Below are 16,076 nucleotides of genomic sequence, written 5' to 3' on the forward strand. Positions count from 1 at the left end.
AAAAGGATACATACCCGTGATCGGACTTCACTGCCGGGCAATGCCGCTGCGAAGGTGCAGGCAGAGCCGTGCGGCTGCCGCTGATGTTCGCACACGGGTCCTGCTGATTCGTCCTTAAATCAAGGTCTTTTGGGGGTCGCATTCATGACACAGGAAAACCAGGTTTCCGCAACTCCGGCCGCCGGCGGAGCCCGGCTCAGCCGGACTCTCGGGCTGTGGAACCTGATCATCATCGGCATGGTGATCATTCAGCCGACCGCCCCCATGGGGATCTACGGCGTGATCAGCAACAAGGCCCACGGCCATGTGGTCACCACGATTCTGCTCGCGATGGTCGCGATGCTGTTTACGGCGATCAGCTATGGCCGGATGGCGCGCGTCTATCCCAGCGCCGGCTCGGCGTACACCTATGTAGGACAGGAGATTCATTCGGCCGCCGGCTACATCGTGGGCTGGGGCATGGTGATGGATTACCTGCTGAATCCGCTGATCTGCACGGCCTTTTGCGCCAAGGCCGCCATGAATATTCTGCCGGGACCGTCGTATTACGTCTGGATTCTGGTCTTCGCGGCGTTCTTCACGTGGACCAACCTGCGCGGCATTCAGACGTCGGCCCAGATGAACGAGGCCCTGTGCGCGGGGATGGTGCTGGTTGTGCTTCTCTTCCTGGGAGTGGTGGCGCGCTGGCTGTGGCATACGCATCATGATCCCGGTTTCTACACGCGTCCTTTTTATGAGCCGCAGACCTTTCACCCGGCGGGCATCTTTGCGGGTACTTCTGTAGCCGTGCTCACCTATATCGGCTTTGACGCGGTATCGACGCTGTCGGAAGAGGTGAGGAATCCGCGCCGCAATATTCTTCTGGCCACGGTGCTGGTCTGCCTGATCACAGGAGTGCTCTCGGGCGTCGAGGTCTATGCGGCACAGCTTGTCTGGGGCTCGGCTCCGTTCTCGTCGGAGCATGTCGAGTCTGCGTTCGCGATCATCTCGCGGCAGGTGGGCGGACGGGTGCTCTTCCAGATCATCAACTTCACGCTGCTGATTGCGAATATGGGTTCCGGCATGGGATCGCAGCTGGCGGCGGGCCGCCTGCTGTACGGCATGGGACGCGGCAATGCCCTGCCCGCTTCCTTCTTCGGCGCGATCGACCCCAAACGCCATATTCCGCGAAACAACATCTTCGCGGTGGGAGCCTTTGCGCTTGTGGGAGCCGCGGTTCTGGAGTTCTTCTCGGGCAGGCTGGGCGGAGGCGCATACGAGATTGGCGCGGAGGCTCTCAACTTCGGCGCGTTCATTGCGTTCATGGGAGTGAATGCTGCGGCCTTCATGCACTACGTGGGACGGGAGAAGAGACGGTCGCCGGGGTTCTGGCTGGTGCCGATTCTCGGTTTCGTGATCTGCGGATTTATCTGGATACACCTGAGCAAGCCCGCTCTTATTCTGGGATCTGTCTGGATGACCGTGGGCATTGTGTATGGAGCGATTCGCACCAAAGGCTTCCGCTCAGAGCTGGTTCGCTTCGACCTTCCTCCGGAAGAGGCGCAGCCGTAAACGCAGAGCTGGTTCGGCACGTCATCATTGAGCAGCACTGCTTTCCCTGCGCGCCGTGACACGACCAGGAGAAGCCGCGGATTACCCGTCAGGGATCTCCGCGGCCAGTCTCAGCCGGCGCTTTCCTCACCTTACTGTGCTGCGCCGGTCCGGCAGGCCGGACCGGTGAATGCCCTTACTGAACAGTAAGGGTGAAGGTGGTGGTGTGGGTGATGGACGTGGTGCCGCTGGTGACAGCGCTGACCGTCACGGTGTAGTTTCCGGCCGGTGTGCCGGAATTGCCGGTGCCGCCTCCGCCGCCGCTCATGTTGCCGCCTCCGCCGCACCCGGTGAGGCCACCGATAAAGAGTGCAAGCAAAGCGCAGGGCAACAGGAGCCATTTTCTGCTGCGAAGCGGCAGGCCGAAGAAGAGCAGGCAGGCCAGGGTCGTGGCTCCGCCGCCAGTGAGCCAGCGCAGCTCAGACTTTGTCGCGCCGGTGGTGGTGATGGTGAGCGTGGTAGAACCGCTGCCGGTGACGGAGGCCGGATTGAAGCTGCAGCTCGCCTCGTTCGGCAGGCCGGAGCAAGTGAAGGTCGTCGTTGCGGCGAGGCTGCCGAGGTATTTCACGTTCAGCGTTTCTGTGGCGGAGGAGCCCGGAGCAACCGTCAGCGCGGTCTGAGCAGGCGCCACGCTGAAGTCGTTCACAGTGACGCTCTGCGCCGCAGCGGTGGCTGCTGTCCATTGCGAACCGCCGGCGTACTGGAGAGTAAAGGAGTTGCTTCCGCCGGCAAGCGGGGCCGAAGCCGTGTTGACCGGGAAGCTGAGCGCGAAGGGCGGGTTGCCGCTCAGTGTGGTGGTGGCCAGCGCGGTGCCGTTATCCAGCAGAGTGACGGTGCCGGTGGGCGCGGGACCGAACGAGGTGACATTCAGCGTGCCGGTGAGCGTGAAGGGCATTCCGGCATCCACGGTTTGTGCGGATGGCGCGGTCAGAACGAGAGCGTCGGAGCCCTGCGTGACGATGGCGACGGTTCCGTTAGTGGTCACTGAGCCGTAGGTGGAATTACCGGAATAAGCAGCGGTGGCGGTGTGCGATCCAACACTGAGGCCGCTGGGCGTGCAGGTTGCGACTCCGCCGGACATGGGAACAGGGCTGCCGGCCGCGGCGCCATCAATATAGAACTGGACGGTGCCCGTTGGTGTAGCCAGACCGTTGACAGCACCGGCTGTCGCGGTGAAGGTGACCGGCGTTCCATGCACAGCGTTGGGAAACGCACCAACGTTCGAGGTCAGCGTGAACTTTGGAACATTGCCGGTGATGGTTACAGCCAGCGAACCGGAAGGATGACCAATCCAGATCGAGTCGCCAGGATAGTTGAGGCTGAGCTGATGCATGCCGTCGGACAAAGGAGCCGCCGGGGTATTCACGGAAAAATTCACCGTGACGCTGGTTGTCCCCGGCGTGAATCCGGACAGAGGCACGCTTGCGATGACTATCGTTCCGTCAAGAAGCTGTACATCGCCGGTTGGATTGGGAGCCGGATTACTGCCGAGCTCGCTCAGCGCACCCACTATTTTGATCGGTGAGCCAACCTCAGCCGAGACGGGAGCGGTGGGTAACACCAGAATAAGATTGGATGTCGCGTGCTGAATCAGAATGCTGGTTCCGCTCGATGCTGATGAAGAAGACCAGTGCGCATCTCCCGGATAGCTCAGCGTAAACACATGTGTCCCAGGAGTGAGAGGAGATGTGAGGCTGTTCACACTGAAAGAGAAGGTGGATGAACCATTCAGGGTGACCGAGCCGATCGCAGCTCCGTCTTCGAGCAGTGAAACGGCTCCGGAGGGTGCGGGACCGAGAATCGGAGAGTACTGAATCTTTCCTGGGATACTGATCGGGATTCCCATGGTTACAGTCGTCGCGCCGGTGTACGTCAGCGAAAGCGTGTCGGTGCCCTGCGCAATCACGGTGAAGGTGGTGGGCGTCGAGGTGACGGAAGGGTAATTGGAGTCGCCGGAGTAGACGGCGGTAATGGAGTGCGAGCCGACCGCAAAAGCCGCTGAAGTATAGGTACCTGCGCCCTGCTGCAACGGAACGGGCGCACCGATGGGCGTGGAGCCGTCGTAGAACTGCAGCGTTCCGGTTGGCGCCGGACCGTTTCCGATGCTGGCTAATGTCCCGGTTACTGAAACAGTGGCTCCGAAAGCACGGTGGTGCTGCCAGGGACCAGATTCGAGCTGAGGGCAATCGCAAGTACAGGATCGACCGTGATGCTGACGGCATTGGAAGTACTCGGGAGCCATGCAGCTTCACCCGCATAACTGAGGGTGAAGCTGCCTGCTCCTGCCTGCAGCGGTTTGGCCGAACTGTTTACCGTGAACTGAAAGCTGCATGGCGGTGTACCACTGAGCGGAGTGGTCGCGATGACGCTGCCGTTTTGAAGGAGGCTTACGGTGCCCGTTGGCGGAGAGGCATACGACGAATAAGACTCAGAAAGAGTACCGCTGAAGGTGACGGGCGCAACACCAGCAGTCACCGTGGAGGGTCCGCTGTAAGTGAGCGTCAGAGAGTTCGCGCCCTAATGGAAAGGACAGCACTGGAAGTAGCCGGCGCCGAGACGGCATCTCCTGAATAAGACCAGAAGGCGGAATACTTCCCGGGCACCAGAGGATGAGCGGCAGTATTCACTGTGGCGCTGAGCTGAAATGGCGGATTGCCGCTTAGCGTGAAGGTCTGCGAGCTGACGGGAGATGGAACATTATTTTCGAGGACCGAGAGAGTGACTTTCCCTGTGGGTACAGGCTGTTCCCCGGCTGCGCCCAGTTGAGCAGTCAGCGTGGGAGGAACTCCCGGCATAACCGCAGCAGTGGTGGCTGCGGTAAGAGGTACAGAACTCTGCGTCACGGTGAAACCGAGGACAGAGGTTGTGACCGCCGCATAGTTGCCATCTCCGGAGTATCGGGCGGTGATCGCGTGCAATCCAGGAATCAGCGACGCGGTCGCCACTGTTGCGGTTCCATTACTTTGTAATGTGACCGGAGAGCCCAGCGGGGTGGTTCCGAACTTCTTCGACCTTATGCCCTGAACAGCGATGTGAGTATAGCTTAATTACTTAGTTATTAACTTTAAATTTTTATACAGAATAAACCGGGACTGATACATCTGCTGCAGCAGGAGCAAGCACCATGCGGCCCTGCATTGGTTAAAGAGGATAAGCCGCCTGCCAGAAGATCTCCTCCTTCGTGATCAACTGAGGCCGCGCTCCACCATGTTGACGAGGCGCTGCCCCAGCGCAAGGACGGTTGCACGGGGCATGGAGAGGAGTGGACCTTCGAGCGCCAGCAGGGCAAGGCCGTGCACCGAAGACCAGGCGAGAAACTCGGCGCCCTCGCGGTCCTTCTCGCGCAGCAGACCGGCCTGCTGCATACGGTCCAGAGCGAGAGAGAGAAGCTGGTAAGGGTTCAGGCCCATCGAAGCGGTGTTGGCCTGATTGGGGGTCTCAATGGCCGGTGGCACGGAGAAGGCCGTGCGGAACATGCCCGGTTCGCGCAGGGCAAAGCCGAGGTATCCCATGCCGACCGCGCAAAGGCTGCGGCGGGCGTAGAGTCTGGGGTTCCGGCCCGGCTTGTGGCGCGCCATCTCCTGTTCAATGGCGGCGGCAAGGCGGGAGATGCAGGCAGAGCGAACGGCATCCAGCAGAGCGGCCTGACTGGTGAAGTGCCGATAGGCGGCGTTGGGCGCCACACCGGCCTGGCGGGTGGCTTCGCGCAGGACGACCGCATCAGGGCCGCCCGCGCGCGCCATGGAAAGACCGGCACGAATAAGCGCATTTCGCAGGTCCCCATGACGGAAGGTGCCGCGAGGCCTGGCTGGATCTGCTTTTTTCATCCTCGTGTAAAGAAAGTCCGGCGTGAATGAGTCAATGTGGACAGTATCCACTTTAACAGAGTAACGTATGTGGACGGTGTTCACTTGTGCGGCGCACGCCGCGAAACGGAAGGTGCAGGATGGCGGATGGATTTGTCTGGTATGAGCTGATGACGAACGACGTCGACAAAGCAGCGGCGTTCTACGGCAAAGTGGTGGGCTGGGATGTGCATGATGCCGGGATGCCCGACATGAAGTACACGATCTTTGGCAGGGACAGCAAGGATGTGGGCGGCATGATGACGTGGGCCGCCGCAGGCGCGCCCGGTATGCCGCCGGAGTGGGTGGGGCACATTCACACGGCGAAGCTGGATGAAGAACTGAAGTCCGTGGTGGCGGACGGAGGGACGATCATCAAGCCCGCGCAGGAGATTCCCGGTGTGGGACGCTTTGCCGTGGTGCTTGATCCGCAGAAGGTGAAACATCTGCTCTTCGAGCCGGGCGGCAGCTATGTACCGCCGCGGCTGGGACAGATGGACGTGGGCAACGTGGGATGGCACGAGCTGCTGACGGACGATGCGGAAAAGGCATTCGCATACTATGCAAAGCACTACGGATGGGAGAAGGACTACGCCCATGATATGGGTGCGATGGGCGTCTACCAGACGTTCCGGACCAACACGCCGAGGTATACCGGCGGCATGATGAGCATCAGCCGTCCGGGAATACCGGAAGGCACTCAGCCACGCTGGATCTTCTACTTCACGGTGGACGACATCGACGGCGCGCAAAAGCGCGTGACCGATGCGGGCGGCACGATCACGCTGCCGCCGATGGATGTGCCGGGCGGCTCGCGTGTGATGCAGGCCGTGGATGACCAGGGATGCGCCTTTGCCCTGATGCAGGGACCGAAGGCATAAGCATTTGCCGGAATGGGCCGGCTTCTCGTCAGCGATCGCGGACGAGAGGCCGGCTCCGCTCACGCTGCGGCAATCGCATGCGCTTATTTCAGGATCGAGCATCAACGGGTGCCACTGACACCATCCAGCCGACTCGGCAGGCCGGATCAGGCTGCTCCGCGTGTGAACATATCGTCACAATCCCGGATGAATCGCGCAGAAGATATTCGATTGCGATCGAGATAGAGCACCGGCAAATAAGGCTGGCATACGCGGATTTCGGCATCGAATGCCCTATGCTCCTCGGCCGTAAAGAGGTAACAGAACAGGATCAGATCAGGATGGATACTCAATGTCAGAGAAAACGTGGCATTAAGATCCTGGGCACAGACTACGTCATAGCCGGACTTCTGGAGCAGCCATCTGCGTGTCGTGGCCAGGGTTCATCAGGGCAGGCAACAAGAATGGTTGGCATAAAAGGGACTCGGGCCTGCTCAGACGCTAATCCGGCACCTGCTTTTCCACAAGCGCCATATAGCGCCAACGGCATGCATTGCACTTTTGTATTTTCCGGTGTGCAACTAATAAAGTCCCTTATACTTCCGGCCCGCAGTTATGCTTTTTTCGATTTGGTCTTTGGGCCGCGCTTTGCGGAGGAATTTGTTTTTTCTCCGGAGATCTCGCTGCCGAATACCTCGTCGAACGTACTCCTGTCGAGCACACTCAGCACGACGCCGTCGATCCGGTTATCCAGAGTTCGATAAGGCGTGATGCGAAGACTGCACCAGTGGCCGTCGTGATCCTGCACCAGCTGCTGCTTTGAATGCACCTGCTGGATCACGTCCGGCATCATCTGCTCCAGATTCGACACGTCGATTTTGAGCTTCAGCCGGGGAATGGCCGCCTCGCTCAGATCGGTGCCGAAAATCTGAATCGGCATTTCCATGCGCTCTTCTCCGAGGAACTCCATGAGAGAGATGGCATGAGAATAGCTCTCTTCGCCCGTGAACATCCCGGCACCCAGATGCGGATGGGTGAAACCGGAGACACGTGGCTTTTCAGAATGGCCGGATAAACGATCTGTTTCAGAATTTCGAACGCCTCCGGATTCCGGAAGAAGCTCGTAACGTTGATCAGCAGATCGTGATACAGGGCATTCACTTCAGCCCGGTCGCGATGCAGCAGGCCCACGTAGTCATGCAGCTTCACCATTTTGTGAAGCGCCATTCTGCGCTGGATGCGGCGGCCGATCGTGGGCGGCTTATATTCGGAGAAGTCTACTTTGGTGGCGCGCCGTAAAAGCCGGAAGACCTGCCCCATATAAACATCGGGGCTTTTGCCTTCGTTCTCGACCGGCTCCAGAACAGGGCCGGTGACGTACGGGTGCTGGCGGATGCGAGCCAGCTCGGCCGCAATGCCCTCGGGAGATAACACGAAGTCGACACAATCGGCCGCAATCGCGCTGGCCGGCATGCCATCGTAGTTGGCCGATCCGGTATCCTGCGCAAAGGTGATGCCTCCCTCTCCCTTGATCGCTGTCAGCCCCAGCGTTCCGTCAGAGGCGGTTCCGGAGAGAACCACGCCGATGGCGTTGCTGCCCTGATCGAACGCCAGCGAGCGAAAGAAAATATCGATCGTCATGTTTACGGACCGGGGCTCTTCGCGCGGGCTTACGAACAGCCTGAAATTCTCAATCCTGAGATCCCGGTTCGGCGGAATGATATAGATATGATTCTGCTCGATCCGGGCGCCGTCCGTCGCCTCCACCACCGGCATATGTGTGCTGCGCGCCAGAATCTGCGTAAAGGCGCTCTCCCGCGTGGGATCGAGGTGCGGGACGAAGACGAAGGCCATGCCGAGGCTGGGAGAAAGAGCCGACAGCATGGACGTAAATGCTTCCAGCCCACCGGCGGAAGCCCCGATGCCGACCACCGGAAACCCGATTCCGCGCGTGGCCATGCCGGTCTGGCTCTCGAGGCTTTCCTCTGAGTCCCGCATGCTGTCTTTTATATCCTCTTTACGCTTCTGCGCTGAATGGCTCATAGATAAACAGATAGTTAGTTAGAAGGTCAGTACTGCCCGCACGTCGCTATTGCAATCACTGGAAAATCTGCAAAGCGTGCGGAAACGCGCCAGAAACGAAATATCGGCAGTGGGCCAGTTTGCAATGCAGCGAAAACAAACCATCCCTCCGCGGCTGAAGCCGCACTCGATCTGAACCTTTTACGGCACGGTTCACAGTTTGCGGAAAAACTCATGATTTTCCGGGATGCGGGTGCAGTCCGTAGTTTGGGTGAGTGGTCTTTGTGGATTTTTGGTGCCGGATTCGGGTTTTGGGGGTGGTGGAAGGGAGTCCGGACACACTACGGCTGCGTTATGGCTGTTGCGGAAAGGGCATCATCCGGGTCAGGCGCAGGTGGGGCACCCCGCGACATGCACCCGGATTTCTCGGAAAGAAACTGCAGATCCCTCCACTGCGTTACCGCCTGATGGCGGTAACTTCGGTCGGGATGACAGGGATTGGGAATGATCGCCTCAGGCGGTAACGCTGCGGAGGGATGGCAAAGATTGGGAGTGATCGATCCCATGTCCGAACGGACGGACATGGGTAGCCCGGCGCAGTGTCTGATCAAATCGCTTCCGGCTGAGGAAGGCACAGGGGCTAAAGCCCGCCTCTTTTTATTGCCCTTCGGCACGGCTGAAGCCGTGCCCTGATACAAAACTTTGCCGGAACGGGCCCGCGTCAGACGCTGCCTAATGGGCGGCGGAGCCACCCTTCGACATGGCCACGTATTCGGGCAGGCTGGTGTGGCGGGGCTGGTCGACTTTGATCCAGAGAGTCATGACTGCGGCGATAAAGTAGAGCGCTCCGTAGACGATGACGATGCCTTTGAATCCATAAGCGGGCAGGAGCAGCGTGGCGATGGCGGGACCGAAGAAGTTGCTGAGGCCGCCGCCGAGGTTCTGGACGGAGATGGCCGCGCCTTTATGGTTGGGCTCGATCATGGGGAAGATGGCGCCCATGGGCACGAAGGACGTGATGGTGAGCGCGAAGAAGATGGCAGCGAGAAAGGCGATGAAGAAGTTGTGCGGAAACCAGGCGGGGAAAAAGTAGAAACCGAGCGAGGCGGCTCCGCAGCCGACGAAGCCGACCCAGCGCATCTGGCGCATCCAGCCGATGCGGTCGCCGATGACACCCCACATGACGTTGGTGAAGGGCTGGATGAGAAAGAAGGTTCCCCATATCTGCAGCCACTGCGTGGTGGTGAAGCCGATCTCACGCGAGGTGTAGTAGAGCGGCATGATGACGGGAAAGCCGAAGAGCGAGAGGTTGCAGATGATGCGGATGATGAGCGCGAGGGCGATGTTGCGGTTCTGAAAGATGAGTGTGAGGCCCTTGCTCATCTCGCGCAGCTTCTCAGCGGCGCCGCGCGAGACGACGGCCTGGGCCGGCTCGCGGGTGGCGAAGAGAACGATGAGGCCGCCGATGAAGATCCAGATCATGGACATCCAGAGCGTGCCCATGAAGCCGATGCGGCCGATGGTGAAGCTGGGCAGATAGGAGCCGACGATGCCGTAGCCGATGGTGAACATGGCCCAGACCCAGCCGATGGCGGAGGCGAGGCGGTTGCCGGGCGTCGCCTCGACCACCCAGACGAAGAAGGCATAGAAGAAGAGCGGATAGGCGAGGCCGCGCAGGCCATAAAAGATCAGCGTACGGGAGAGGCTGTGCTGCGCGAGTCCATAGTGAAGGAAAAGAGCGTGGAAGATGAGCCACCAGGCGATGCCGAAGAGCATGACCTTTTTGGGCGAGATGACATCGGCGAGCACGCCGGAGACCCAGCTGGCGAGCGCGGCCATGCCTCCGTATACGGTGAAGACCAGCGAGGCGTCGCGGCCGGAGAAGCCGATGGTAACGAGATATTTCGAGAGAAATGCCTGCTCGATGCCGTCGCCGGTCATGCAGAAGACGATGGCGAGATAACCGCCGAGCAGGATGACAGGCATTCCCAGGAAGGCGCGCGTTTTGGCCGGAGTGGACATCGGATCTATCGCGCTTCCAGCTCGATCTGCAGTTTGATGTCGGCGGGGCGGCCCTCGGCGGCGCGCTCGAAGGCTGGGATGCTCTCTTCAAACGGAAAGGTGTGGGAGAGCAGCGGGTGCAGGTTCACTTTGCCGGAGGCGATGAGGGCGATGGCCTTCTCATACATGTTGGCGTAGCGGAAGACGGTCTCGATGCGGATCTCTTTGCTCTGCGCGCGGACCACATCAAAGGAGACGGGCTCGATGGGCATGCCGACGAGGATGAGAACGCCGGCGGGCGCGACGAACTCCATGATATTGCTGAATGCCTTCGGGCTTCCGCTGGCCTCGAAGACGGCTTCGGCTCCCCAGCCGCCGGTGAGCTCGGCGACTTTTTCGACGAGCGGGGTCTCCCGAATATTGACGGGGATGATGCCGTCATATTGCGCGGCGATGGCAAGCTTTTCGGCGGCGAGATCGGCGACGATGACGCGCGCGGCTCCGCCGGCGAGCGCGGCCAGCGCGACCATGATGCCGATGGGGCCGCTGCCCACGACAACGGCGGTGTCTCCGGGCTGGAGGCGGGCTTTGGTCGCGGCCTGCATGCCGACGGCGAAGGGCTCGACCATCGCGCCTTCGGTGAAGCTGACATGATCGGGCAGCTTAAAGGTGAAGGCGGCGGGGTGAATGACCTGGGGCGTGAGGCAGCCGTGGATGGGAGGCGTGGCCCAGAAGCGAACGGAGGGATCGAGATTGTAGTGGCCGGCGCGGCTGGCTTTGGAGCTCATGTCGGGAATGCCGGGCTCCATGCAGACGCGGTCGCCGACCCTGAGATGCGTGACCTCGGCGCCGACTTCGATGATGGTGCCGGCGGCTTCGTGGCCAAGGACCATCGGCTCACTGACAATGAAGGGGCCGATCTTTCCGTGCGTGTAATAGTGCACGTCGCTGCCGCAGATGCCGACACGCGCGATGCGGATGCGGACATCGGAGGGGCCCATCTGCTGCACGATATCAATCTCGCGCAGACTCAGCTTCCGCTTCTCTTCGAGGACAAGAGCTTTCACAGCTTCTCCTTACTTCACTTCTTACTACTTCTTACTTATGGTTCGAACTTATGGCTCGAGCCTGACGTATCAGGCCCGGGAAATTCGGTTTACTCGCGATCGGGGACGCGATACGCAACCGATTCTTTCACGGATGGGCCGTGCCGCGACATGCGGAAAGGAGAATGCAGGACAGTGTGCGGTTTTATACCGCGGCGGCAGCGGCCGCGGCTGCCTTCAGATGCGTGCAGGCGGCTTCCGTGACCTGGGCGGTGGTGGCGGTGCCGCCGAGATCGCGGGTGTGGAGTGCGGGTGTTGCGGCGATGTGCTCGACGGCACGCATGACGCGCGCCGCGGCGGCGTCTTCTCCGAGATGCTGCAGGAGGAGCACGATGGACCAGAAGGTTCCGACGGGGTTGGCGATGCCTTTGCCCATGATGTCGAAAGCCGAGCCGTGAATGGGCTCGAACATCGAGGGGTATCGCCGCTCCGGATCGATGTTGCCGGTGGGCGCGATGCCGAGGCTGCCGGCGAGGGCGGCGGCGAGATCGCTGAGGATGTCTGCGTGGAGATTGCTGGCGACGATGGTATCAAGCGATGCGGGCCGGTTGACCATGCGGGCGGTCGCGGCGTCGACGAGTTCCTTATCCCAGGTGACGGAGGGAAATTCTTTTGCCACTTCGGCGGCGATCTCGTCCCACATGACCATGGCGTGGCGCTGCGCGTTGCTCTTGGTGACGACGGTGAGCAGCCGGCGGGGACGCGAGGCGGCGAGGCGGAAGGCGAAGCGGAGAATGCGCTCGACACCGGCGCGGGTCATGATGGAGACATCCATCGCGGCCTCGATGGGATGCGTCTGATGCACGCGGCCACCGACGCCGGAGTATTCGCCCTCAGTGTTTTCGCGCACGATGACCCAGTCGAGGTTCTGCGGCGTGGCCCGCTTCAGCGGTGCGTCGATGCCGGGAAGAATGCGCGCAGGGCGGATGTTCGCGTACTGATCGAGGCCCTGGCAGATTCTGAGGCGCAGGCCCCAGAGGGTGATGTGGTCGGGGATGGCGGGGTCGCCTGCGGAGCCGAAGAGGATGGCGTCATACTTCCGCAGCTCTTCGACGCCGTCATCGGGCATCATTTTTCCGTGAAGGCGATAGTAGTCGCCTCCCCAGTCGAAGCCGGTGAATTCGAAGACGAGCTCGGGCTCGGCTCCGGTGAGTGCTTCGAGCAACTGACGGCCGGCGGGGATGACTTCTTTGCCGATTCCGTCTCCGGGCACGAGTGCGATCTGATATTTCCTCATGGGCATCGACTTCTCAAAGTGTAGATCATTGCATGACGGGAGGATGGCGCAGAGCGTATATGGCGAAGACGATCGCTGTTTCTCAGGATGCATCACACCGCATTGTCCACGCTGCGGTGATACGGTGAAAAAATGCAGATTTCCAGTGAACAGCGCATGCAACGTTCGCGCACTTTCGACGAGATCGCCGAACTCTATGACGAGGGACGGCGCGAGCCGCCCGGCTGGCTCTACGACACGCTCTTTTCTTCCTCGGGGCTTGACCCCGCCGGCACACGCATCCTCGAGATCGGCTGCGGCACAGGCAAATCGACTCTGCCCCTGGCCAGGCGCGGATGCGATGTCGTCGCGCTGGAGATGGGCGGAAACCTTGCAGGCCTTGCACGGAAGCATCTGGCAGCCTTTCCGAAGGTCCGGATCGCCCATGCGCGTTTTGAAGACTGGGCAGCTGCCGAAGCCTTCGATCTTGTGCTTGCCATCACAGCGTGGCACTGGATCGATCCCGCGGTGCGCTATCAGCGGGCCGCCGCAGCTCTGAAGGCCGACGCAGTTCTTGCCTTCTCGATGAGCGAGCATGTTTTTCCTCCGGGCTACGATCCATTTTTCGAGCAGATACAGGATGGCTATGAAGCGATCGGCGCGGGCAGACTGCCGTGGCCTCCGACGCCACCCGAATCGATTCCTGATGCGCGCGCAGAGATTGAGCAGACCGGTCTCTTCCACGATGTGCGCGTCATCCGGCGGCTCTGGACGGAGGAGTTCACCGCGGACGAACACGTCGCCCTGATGCGCACCGCTTCAGATCACCGATTGATGGAGCCGGCAAAGCGCGAGTGGCTGTTCGACGAGATGCGCCGCCTGATCGAGGCAAGACCCGCAGGACGTATCCGCAAACACAATCTCACGCTGCTGCATCTGGCCCGCCGCCTGCCTTAACCACGCAGGGCATACCGTTCCTCACCGGATCGATATATCGGCCCTATATCCCGCGTCCTTTGCGACGCACTACACCTGATACGCGGGAGCCGCACCATGCGGCGGGCGCTATGAGACTTTGACCGCGACGGAGTCGGCTGCCGGCTTGCCGCCGGATTTTGCGGAGGAGTGGGTGGTTTCGGCGGGTAGAAAGACGCGGAAGCAGGTGGCCTGACGGCCTTTGTAGTACTGGCTGCGAAAGGCGATGCGGCCTTCGTATTTCTGAACGATTCCCTTGCTGATCCAGAGGCCGAGGCCGGTGCCCTTGGTGGATTTGGTGCTGAAGAAGGGCTGGAAGAGCTTTTCCGCATTTTCGGGATCGATGCCGACACCGGTGTCGATGACGGAGAGGAAGATTCCGCGGCGGCCGGTGAGGCCGTCGGTGGCTTCGGAGATGCGAATGCGCAGGGTGCCTCCGCCGGGCATGGCCTGGACCGCGTTGCCGATGAGGTTGAGGAAGACCTGGCGGAGCTCGACGGGATGCGCGTAGATGACGCCGCCGGAGCGGTACTGCTTCTGCAGATCGATTCCGCTGGACTGCAGGCCGCGCTGCTGCAGCTCGAGGACGCTCTCGATGACCTCGGGCAGAGACACGGGGACGGGCTGCTTCGATTCGCGGTAGAAGCTCAGCGTCTGCCGGGTGATGTGCGAGGCGCGCTGCAGCTCCTGCTCGGCCATATCGGCGTAATACTTCGCCTGGTCGTCGAGGGAGGGGTGGTTGCGCAGCAGATAAAAGGCGTTGGTGATGGCCTCGAGCGGGTTGTTGATCTCGTGGGCGATGATGCCGGCCATGCGGCCCATGGCGGCGAGCTTCTCGGCCTGGCGCAGCGCCTCTTCGGCGCGCAGCTCACGCGTGATGTCGCGGTTGATTTCGAGGATGGAGCCGGTCTCGCGGTCGAGCACCATGTGGCTGTCGACCACGACCTCGTGTCCGCTGCTGGTGCGCTGCGAGAGCTTGCCGCGCCATGAGCCCTCGCGGAGGAGGATGCTGTTCAGCTCATCGCGGGAGACGGGAAAGACAGTCTGCAGAAGCGCATGCACGTCCTGGCCGTGGACGTCTTCGCGCCGCCATCCATAACAGGACTCGGCACCGGAGTTCCAGTAGCGAATGACGCCCTGCATATCGCGCACCATGATGCCTTCAGAGGCCAGCTCCAAAAGCTCGGCGCGCTCGCGCAGCGTATTTTCGAGGCGCTTGCGATGGCTGACGTCGAAAAAGACGCCGACGGCGCCGCGGACATTGCCGGAGGGCTCGATGACGGGACTGGCGCTGGCGAGGACATATTTTTCCAGGCCGTCGGAGCCCTGAAGCTGCATCTCCGCATCCATGACCGGCCGGCCGGCATGGATGACGTCGTTCATAAAGAGGAATGGCAGGTGGGCATGTTCGGTGAGGGATTTCTCCACCCCGTCTGCAGGACCGGAGCCATTGAGATGGCGGATGCCATTGGTGCCGAAGATGGCGCGGAAGGCAGGATTCATGGTGGCATTGGCGGACGACGCATCGGCGGAGATGGCGACACCGACGGGCAGCACCCGCATGATGGTCTCGAGCTCGGCGACACGCAGCTCAAGCTGGCGATTGAGAAGGTGAATGTGCTCCTCGGCGGCGATCTGCGCCGTGACGTCGGTTGCGGTGCCGAACCAGCGCGCCACCTTGCCCTGCGAGTCGACGATGGGAACGGCGCGGCAGAGAAACCAGCGGTATTCTCCATCGCGCGAGCGTAGTGGGAAGGTGTCTTCCCACGGCTGGGCGGCGACCACGGCGCTGCCTAATCCGCCGGCGACGCGGTCCGCGTGATCGGGATGACACAGGAAGGCCCAGCCGGTGGCCAGCAGAACCGGCATGGAGACGCCGCTGAAGTCGCACCAGCGCTGGCTGTACCAGAAGGCCGTGCCGTCGGCCTGCGCCATCCATGCAAGCTGCGGGATGCTGTTGGCCAGAGTGCGGAACTGATCCTCGCTTTGCCGCAGCTCTTCGGTGCGCTCTTCGACGCGGCGCTCCAGGTCGTTGTTGAGGCGCTCGAGCATGCGCGTTTTGCGGTGCAGCTCGACGAAGACTCCGATCCTGGCGCGAAGGACCTCGGGGATGACGGGGACGGAGATGTAGTCGACGGCGCCGCGGCGGTAGCCGTTGATGGTGTCCTCGGTGGAGAGATGCACGCCGGAGATGAAGATGATGGCGGTCTTCTGAAAGCGGGGGTGCTGGCGGATGAGCCCGGCGAGCTCGAAGCCGTCGAGATCGGGCATGCTGACATCCATCAGCACGACGGCGATGTCGGTGCGGAGCAGGACCTCGAGGGCTTCGCGAGCAGAGGCGGCCTTGATGAGGTTCTCGCCCAGCTCGGCGAGGATGGCCTCGTAGGTGAGCAGCTTGCCAGGCTGATCGTCGACCATGAGGATGTTGACCTTCTCATTCACCGTCATTACGCGCGGTTCC

General features: G+C 61.3%; 13 protein-coding genes. 3 read left to right on the forward strand and 10 right to left on the reverse strand.

From position 1 onward, the window contains the following. Nucleotides 1-144 precede the first annotated feature (144 nt). Nucleotides 145-1,551 (forward strand): APC family permease, encoded by a 1,407-nt coding sequence (locus tag D0Y96_RS16345; protein ID WP_117302066.1) that lies wholly within the window; start codon nucleotides 145-147, stop codon nucleotides 1,549-1,551. A 175-nt stretch (nucleotides 1,552-1,726) separates the two neighbouring features. Here the strand turns inward: D0Y96_RS16345 and D0Y96_RS20805 are convergent, their stop codons facing one another. The 4 genes from D0Y96_RS20805 to D0Y96_RS16360 form a co-directional block, all read right to left on the reverse strand. Continuing rightward, nucleotides 1,727-3,694 (reverse strand): Ig-like domain repeat protein, encoded by a 1,968-nt coding sequence (locus D0Y96_RS20805; RefSeq protein WP_350449114.1) that lies wholly within the window; start codon nucleotides 3,692-3,694, stop codon nucleotides 1,727-1,729. A 17-nt stretch (nucleotides 3,695-3,711) separates the two neighbouring features. Continuing rightward, nucleotides 3,712-4,095, reverse strand: coding sequence for an Ig-like domain repeat protein (locus D0Y96_RS20500; protein WP_117302070.1), 384 nt, complete (start codon nucleotides 4,093-4,095; stop codon nucleotides 3,712-3,714). After that, a complete protein-coding gene (locus tag D0Y96_RS16355) occupies nucleotides 4,092-4,622 on the reverse strand; it encodes an Ig-like domain-containing protein (protein ID WP_350449115.1) in 531 nt (176 codons plus the stop codon). The genes D0Y96_RS20500 and D0Y96_RS16355 overlap by 4 nt, the downstream gene beginning before the upstream one ends. A 153-nt stretch (nucleotides 4,623-4,775) precedes the next feature. Beyond that, the gene (locus tag D0Y96_RS16360) at nucleotides 4,776-5,417 is read right to left on the reverse strand and encodes a TetR/AcrR family transcriptional regulator (RefSeq protein ID WP_117302668.1); all 642 of its coding nucleotides are present in this window, start codon (nucleotides 5,415-5,417) and stop codon (nucleotides 4,776-4,778) included. 119 nt (nucleotides 5,418-5,536) lie between these two features. Here D0Y96_RS16360 and D0Y96_RS16365 point away from each other — a divergent pair, with 119 nt between their 5' ends. Beyond that, nucleotides 5,537-6,316 carry a VOC family protein gene (locus D0Y96_RS16365; RefSeq protein ID WP_117302074.1) on the forward strand — a complete coding sequence of 260 codons (780 nt, stop codon included), beginning with the start codon at nucleotides 5,537-5,539 and terminating at the stop codon, nucleotides 6,314-6,316. Nucleotides 6,317-6,908: 592 nt separating this feature from the next. Here the strand turns inward: D0Y96_RS16365 and D0Y96_RS16370 are convergent. The 5 genes from D0Y96_RS16370 to D0Y96_RS16390 form a co-directional block, all read right to left on the reverse strand. Further along, nucleotides 6,909-7,235 carry a PAS domain-containing protein gene (locus D0Y96_RS16370; RefSeq protein ID WP_158562439.1) on the reverse strand — a complete coding sequence of 109 codons (327 nt, stop codon included), beginning with the start codon at nucleotides 7,233-7,235 and terminating at the stop codon, nucleotides 6,909-6,911. Continuing rightward, a complete protein-coding gene (locus D0Y96_RS16375) occupies nucleotides 7,205-8,293 on the reverse strand; it encodes a chemotaxis protein CheB (RefSeq protein WP_158562440.1) in 1,089 nt (362 codons plus the stop codon). The genes D0Y96_RS16370 and D0Y96_RS16375 overlap by 31 nt, the downstream gene beginning before the upstream one ends. 756 nt (nucleotides 8,294-9,049) lie before the next feature. After that, nucleotides 9,050-10,339, reverse strand: coding sequence for an MFS transporter (locus D0Y96_RS16380; protein ID WP_117302080.1), 1,290 nt, complete (start codon nucleotides 10,337-10,339; stop codon nucleotides 9,050-9,052). A gap of 5 nt (nucleotides 10,340-10,344) precedes the next feature. Next, nucleotides 10,345-11,385 carry an NAD(P)-dependent alcohol dehydrogenase gene (locus tag D0Y96_RS16385; RefSeq protein ID WP_199480400.1) on the reverse strand — a complete coding sequence of 347 codons (1,041 nt, stop codon included), beginning with the start codon at nucleotides 11,383-11,385 and terminating at the stop codon, nucleotides 10,345-10,347. Nucleotides 11,386-11,569: 184 nt separating this feature from the next. Then, nucleotides 11,570-12,667, reverse strand: coding sequence for a tartrate dehydrogenase (locus D0Y96_RS16390; protein WP_199480402.1), 1,098 nt, complete (start codon nucleotides 12,665-12,667; stop codon nucleotides 11,570-11,572). 150 nt (nucleotides 12,668-12,817) lie between these two features. On the opposite strand from D0Y96_RS16390, the gene D0Y96_RS16395 reads away from it, so the two are divergent. Next, on the forward strand, nucleotides 12,818-13,597 hold the full coding sequence (locus tag D0Y96_RS16395) for a class I SAM-dependent methyltransferase (RefSeq protein ID WP_158562441.1): 780 nt from the start codon (nucleotides 12,818-12,820) through the stop codon (nucleotides 13,595-13,597). Between the two features lie 108 nt (nucleotides 13,598-13,705). Here the strand turns inward: D0Y96_RS16395 and D0Y96_RS16400 are convergent, their stop codons facing one another. Beyond that, nucleotides 13,706-16,063, reverse strand: a complete 2,358-nt coding sequence (locus tag D0Y96_RS16400; protein WP_117302084.1) for a hybrid sensor histidine kinase/response regulator — start codon at nucleotides 16,061-16,063, stop codon at nucleotides 13,706-13,708. Between the last annotated feature and the right edge of the window lie 13 nt (nucleotides 16,064-16,076).

The sequence above is a fragment of the Paracidobacterium acidisoli genome, assembly GCF_003428625.2.
GTDB lineage: Bacteria > Acidobacteriota > Terriglobia > Terriglobales > Acidobacteriaceae > Paracidobacterium > Paracidobacterium acidisoli.

Excerpts from the sequence above, each read along its gene's own strand:
- D0Y96_RS16345 (WP_117302066.1), top strand. The coding sequence starts at position 145 with ATGACACAGGAAAACCAGGTTTCCGCAACTCCGGCCGCCGGCGGAGCC.
- D0Y96_RS16360 (WP_117302668.1), bottom strand. The coding sequence starts at position 5,417 with ATGAAAAAAGCAGATCCAGCCAGGCCTCGCGGCACCTTCCGTCATGGG.
- D0Y96_RS16365 (WP_117302074.1), top strand. The coding sequence starts at position 5,537 with ATGGCGGATGGATTTGTCTGGTATGAGCTGATGACGAACGACGTCGAC.
- D0Y96_RS16370 (WP_158562439.1), bottom strand. The coding sequence starts at position 7,235 with ATGCCGATTCAGATTTTCGGCACCGATCTGAGCGAGGCGGCCATTCCC.
- D0Y96_RS16375 (WP_158562440.1), bottom strand. The coding sequence starts at position 8,293 with ATGCGGGACTCAGAGGAAAGCCTCGAGAGCCAGACCGGCATGGCCACG.
- D0Y96_RS16380 (WP_117302080.1), bottom strand. The coding sequence starts at position 10,339 with ATGTCCACTCCGGCCAAAACGCGCGCCTTCCTGGGAATGCCTGTCATC.
- D0Y96_RS16390 (WP_199480402.1), bottom strand. The coding sequence starts at position 12,667 with ATGCCCATGAGGAAATATCAGATCGCACTCGTGCCCGGAGACGGAATC.
- D0Y96_RS16395 (WP_158562441.1), top strand. The coding sequence starts at position 12,818 with ATGCAACGTTCGCGCACTTTCGACGAGATCGCCGAACTCTATGACGAG.
- D0Y96_RS16400 (WP_117302084.1), bottom strand. The coding sequence starts at position 16,063 with ATGACGGTGAATGAGAAGGTCAACATCCTCATGGTCGACGATCAGCCT.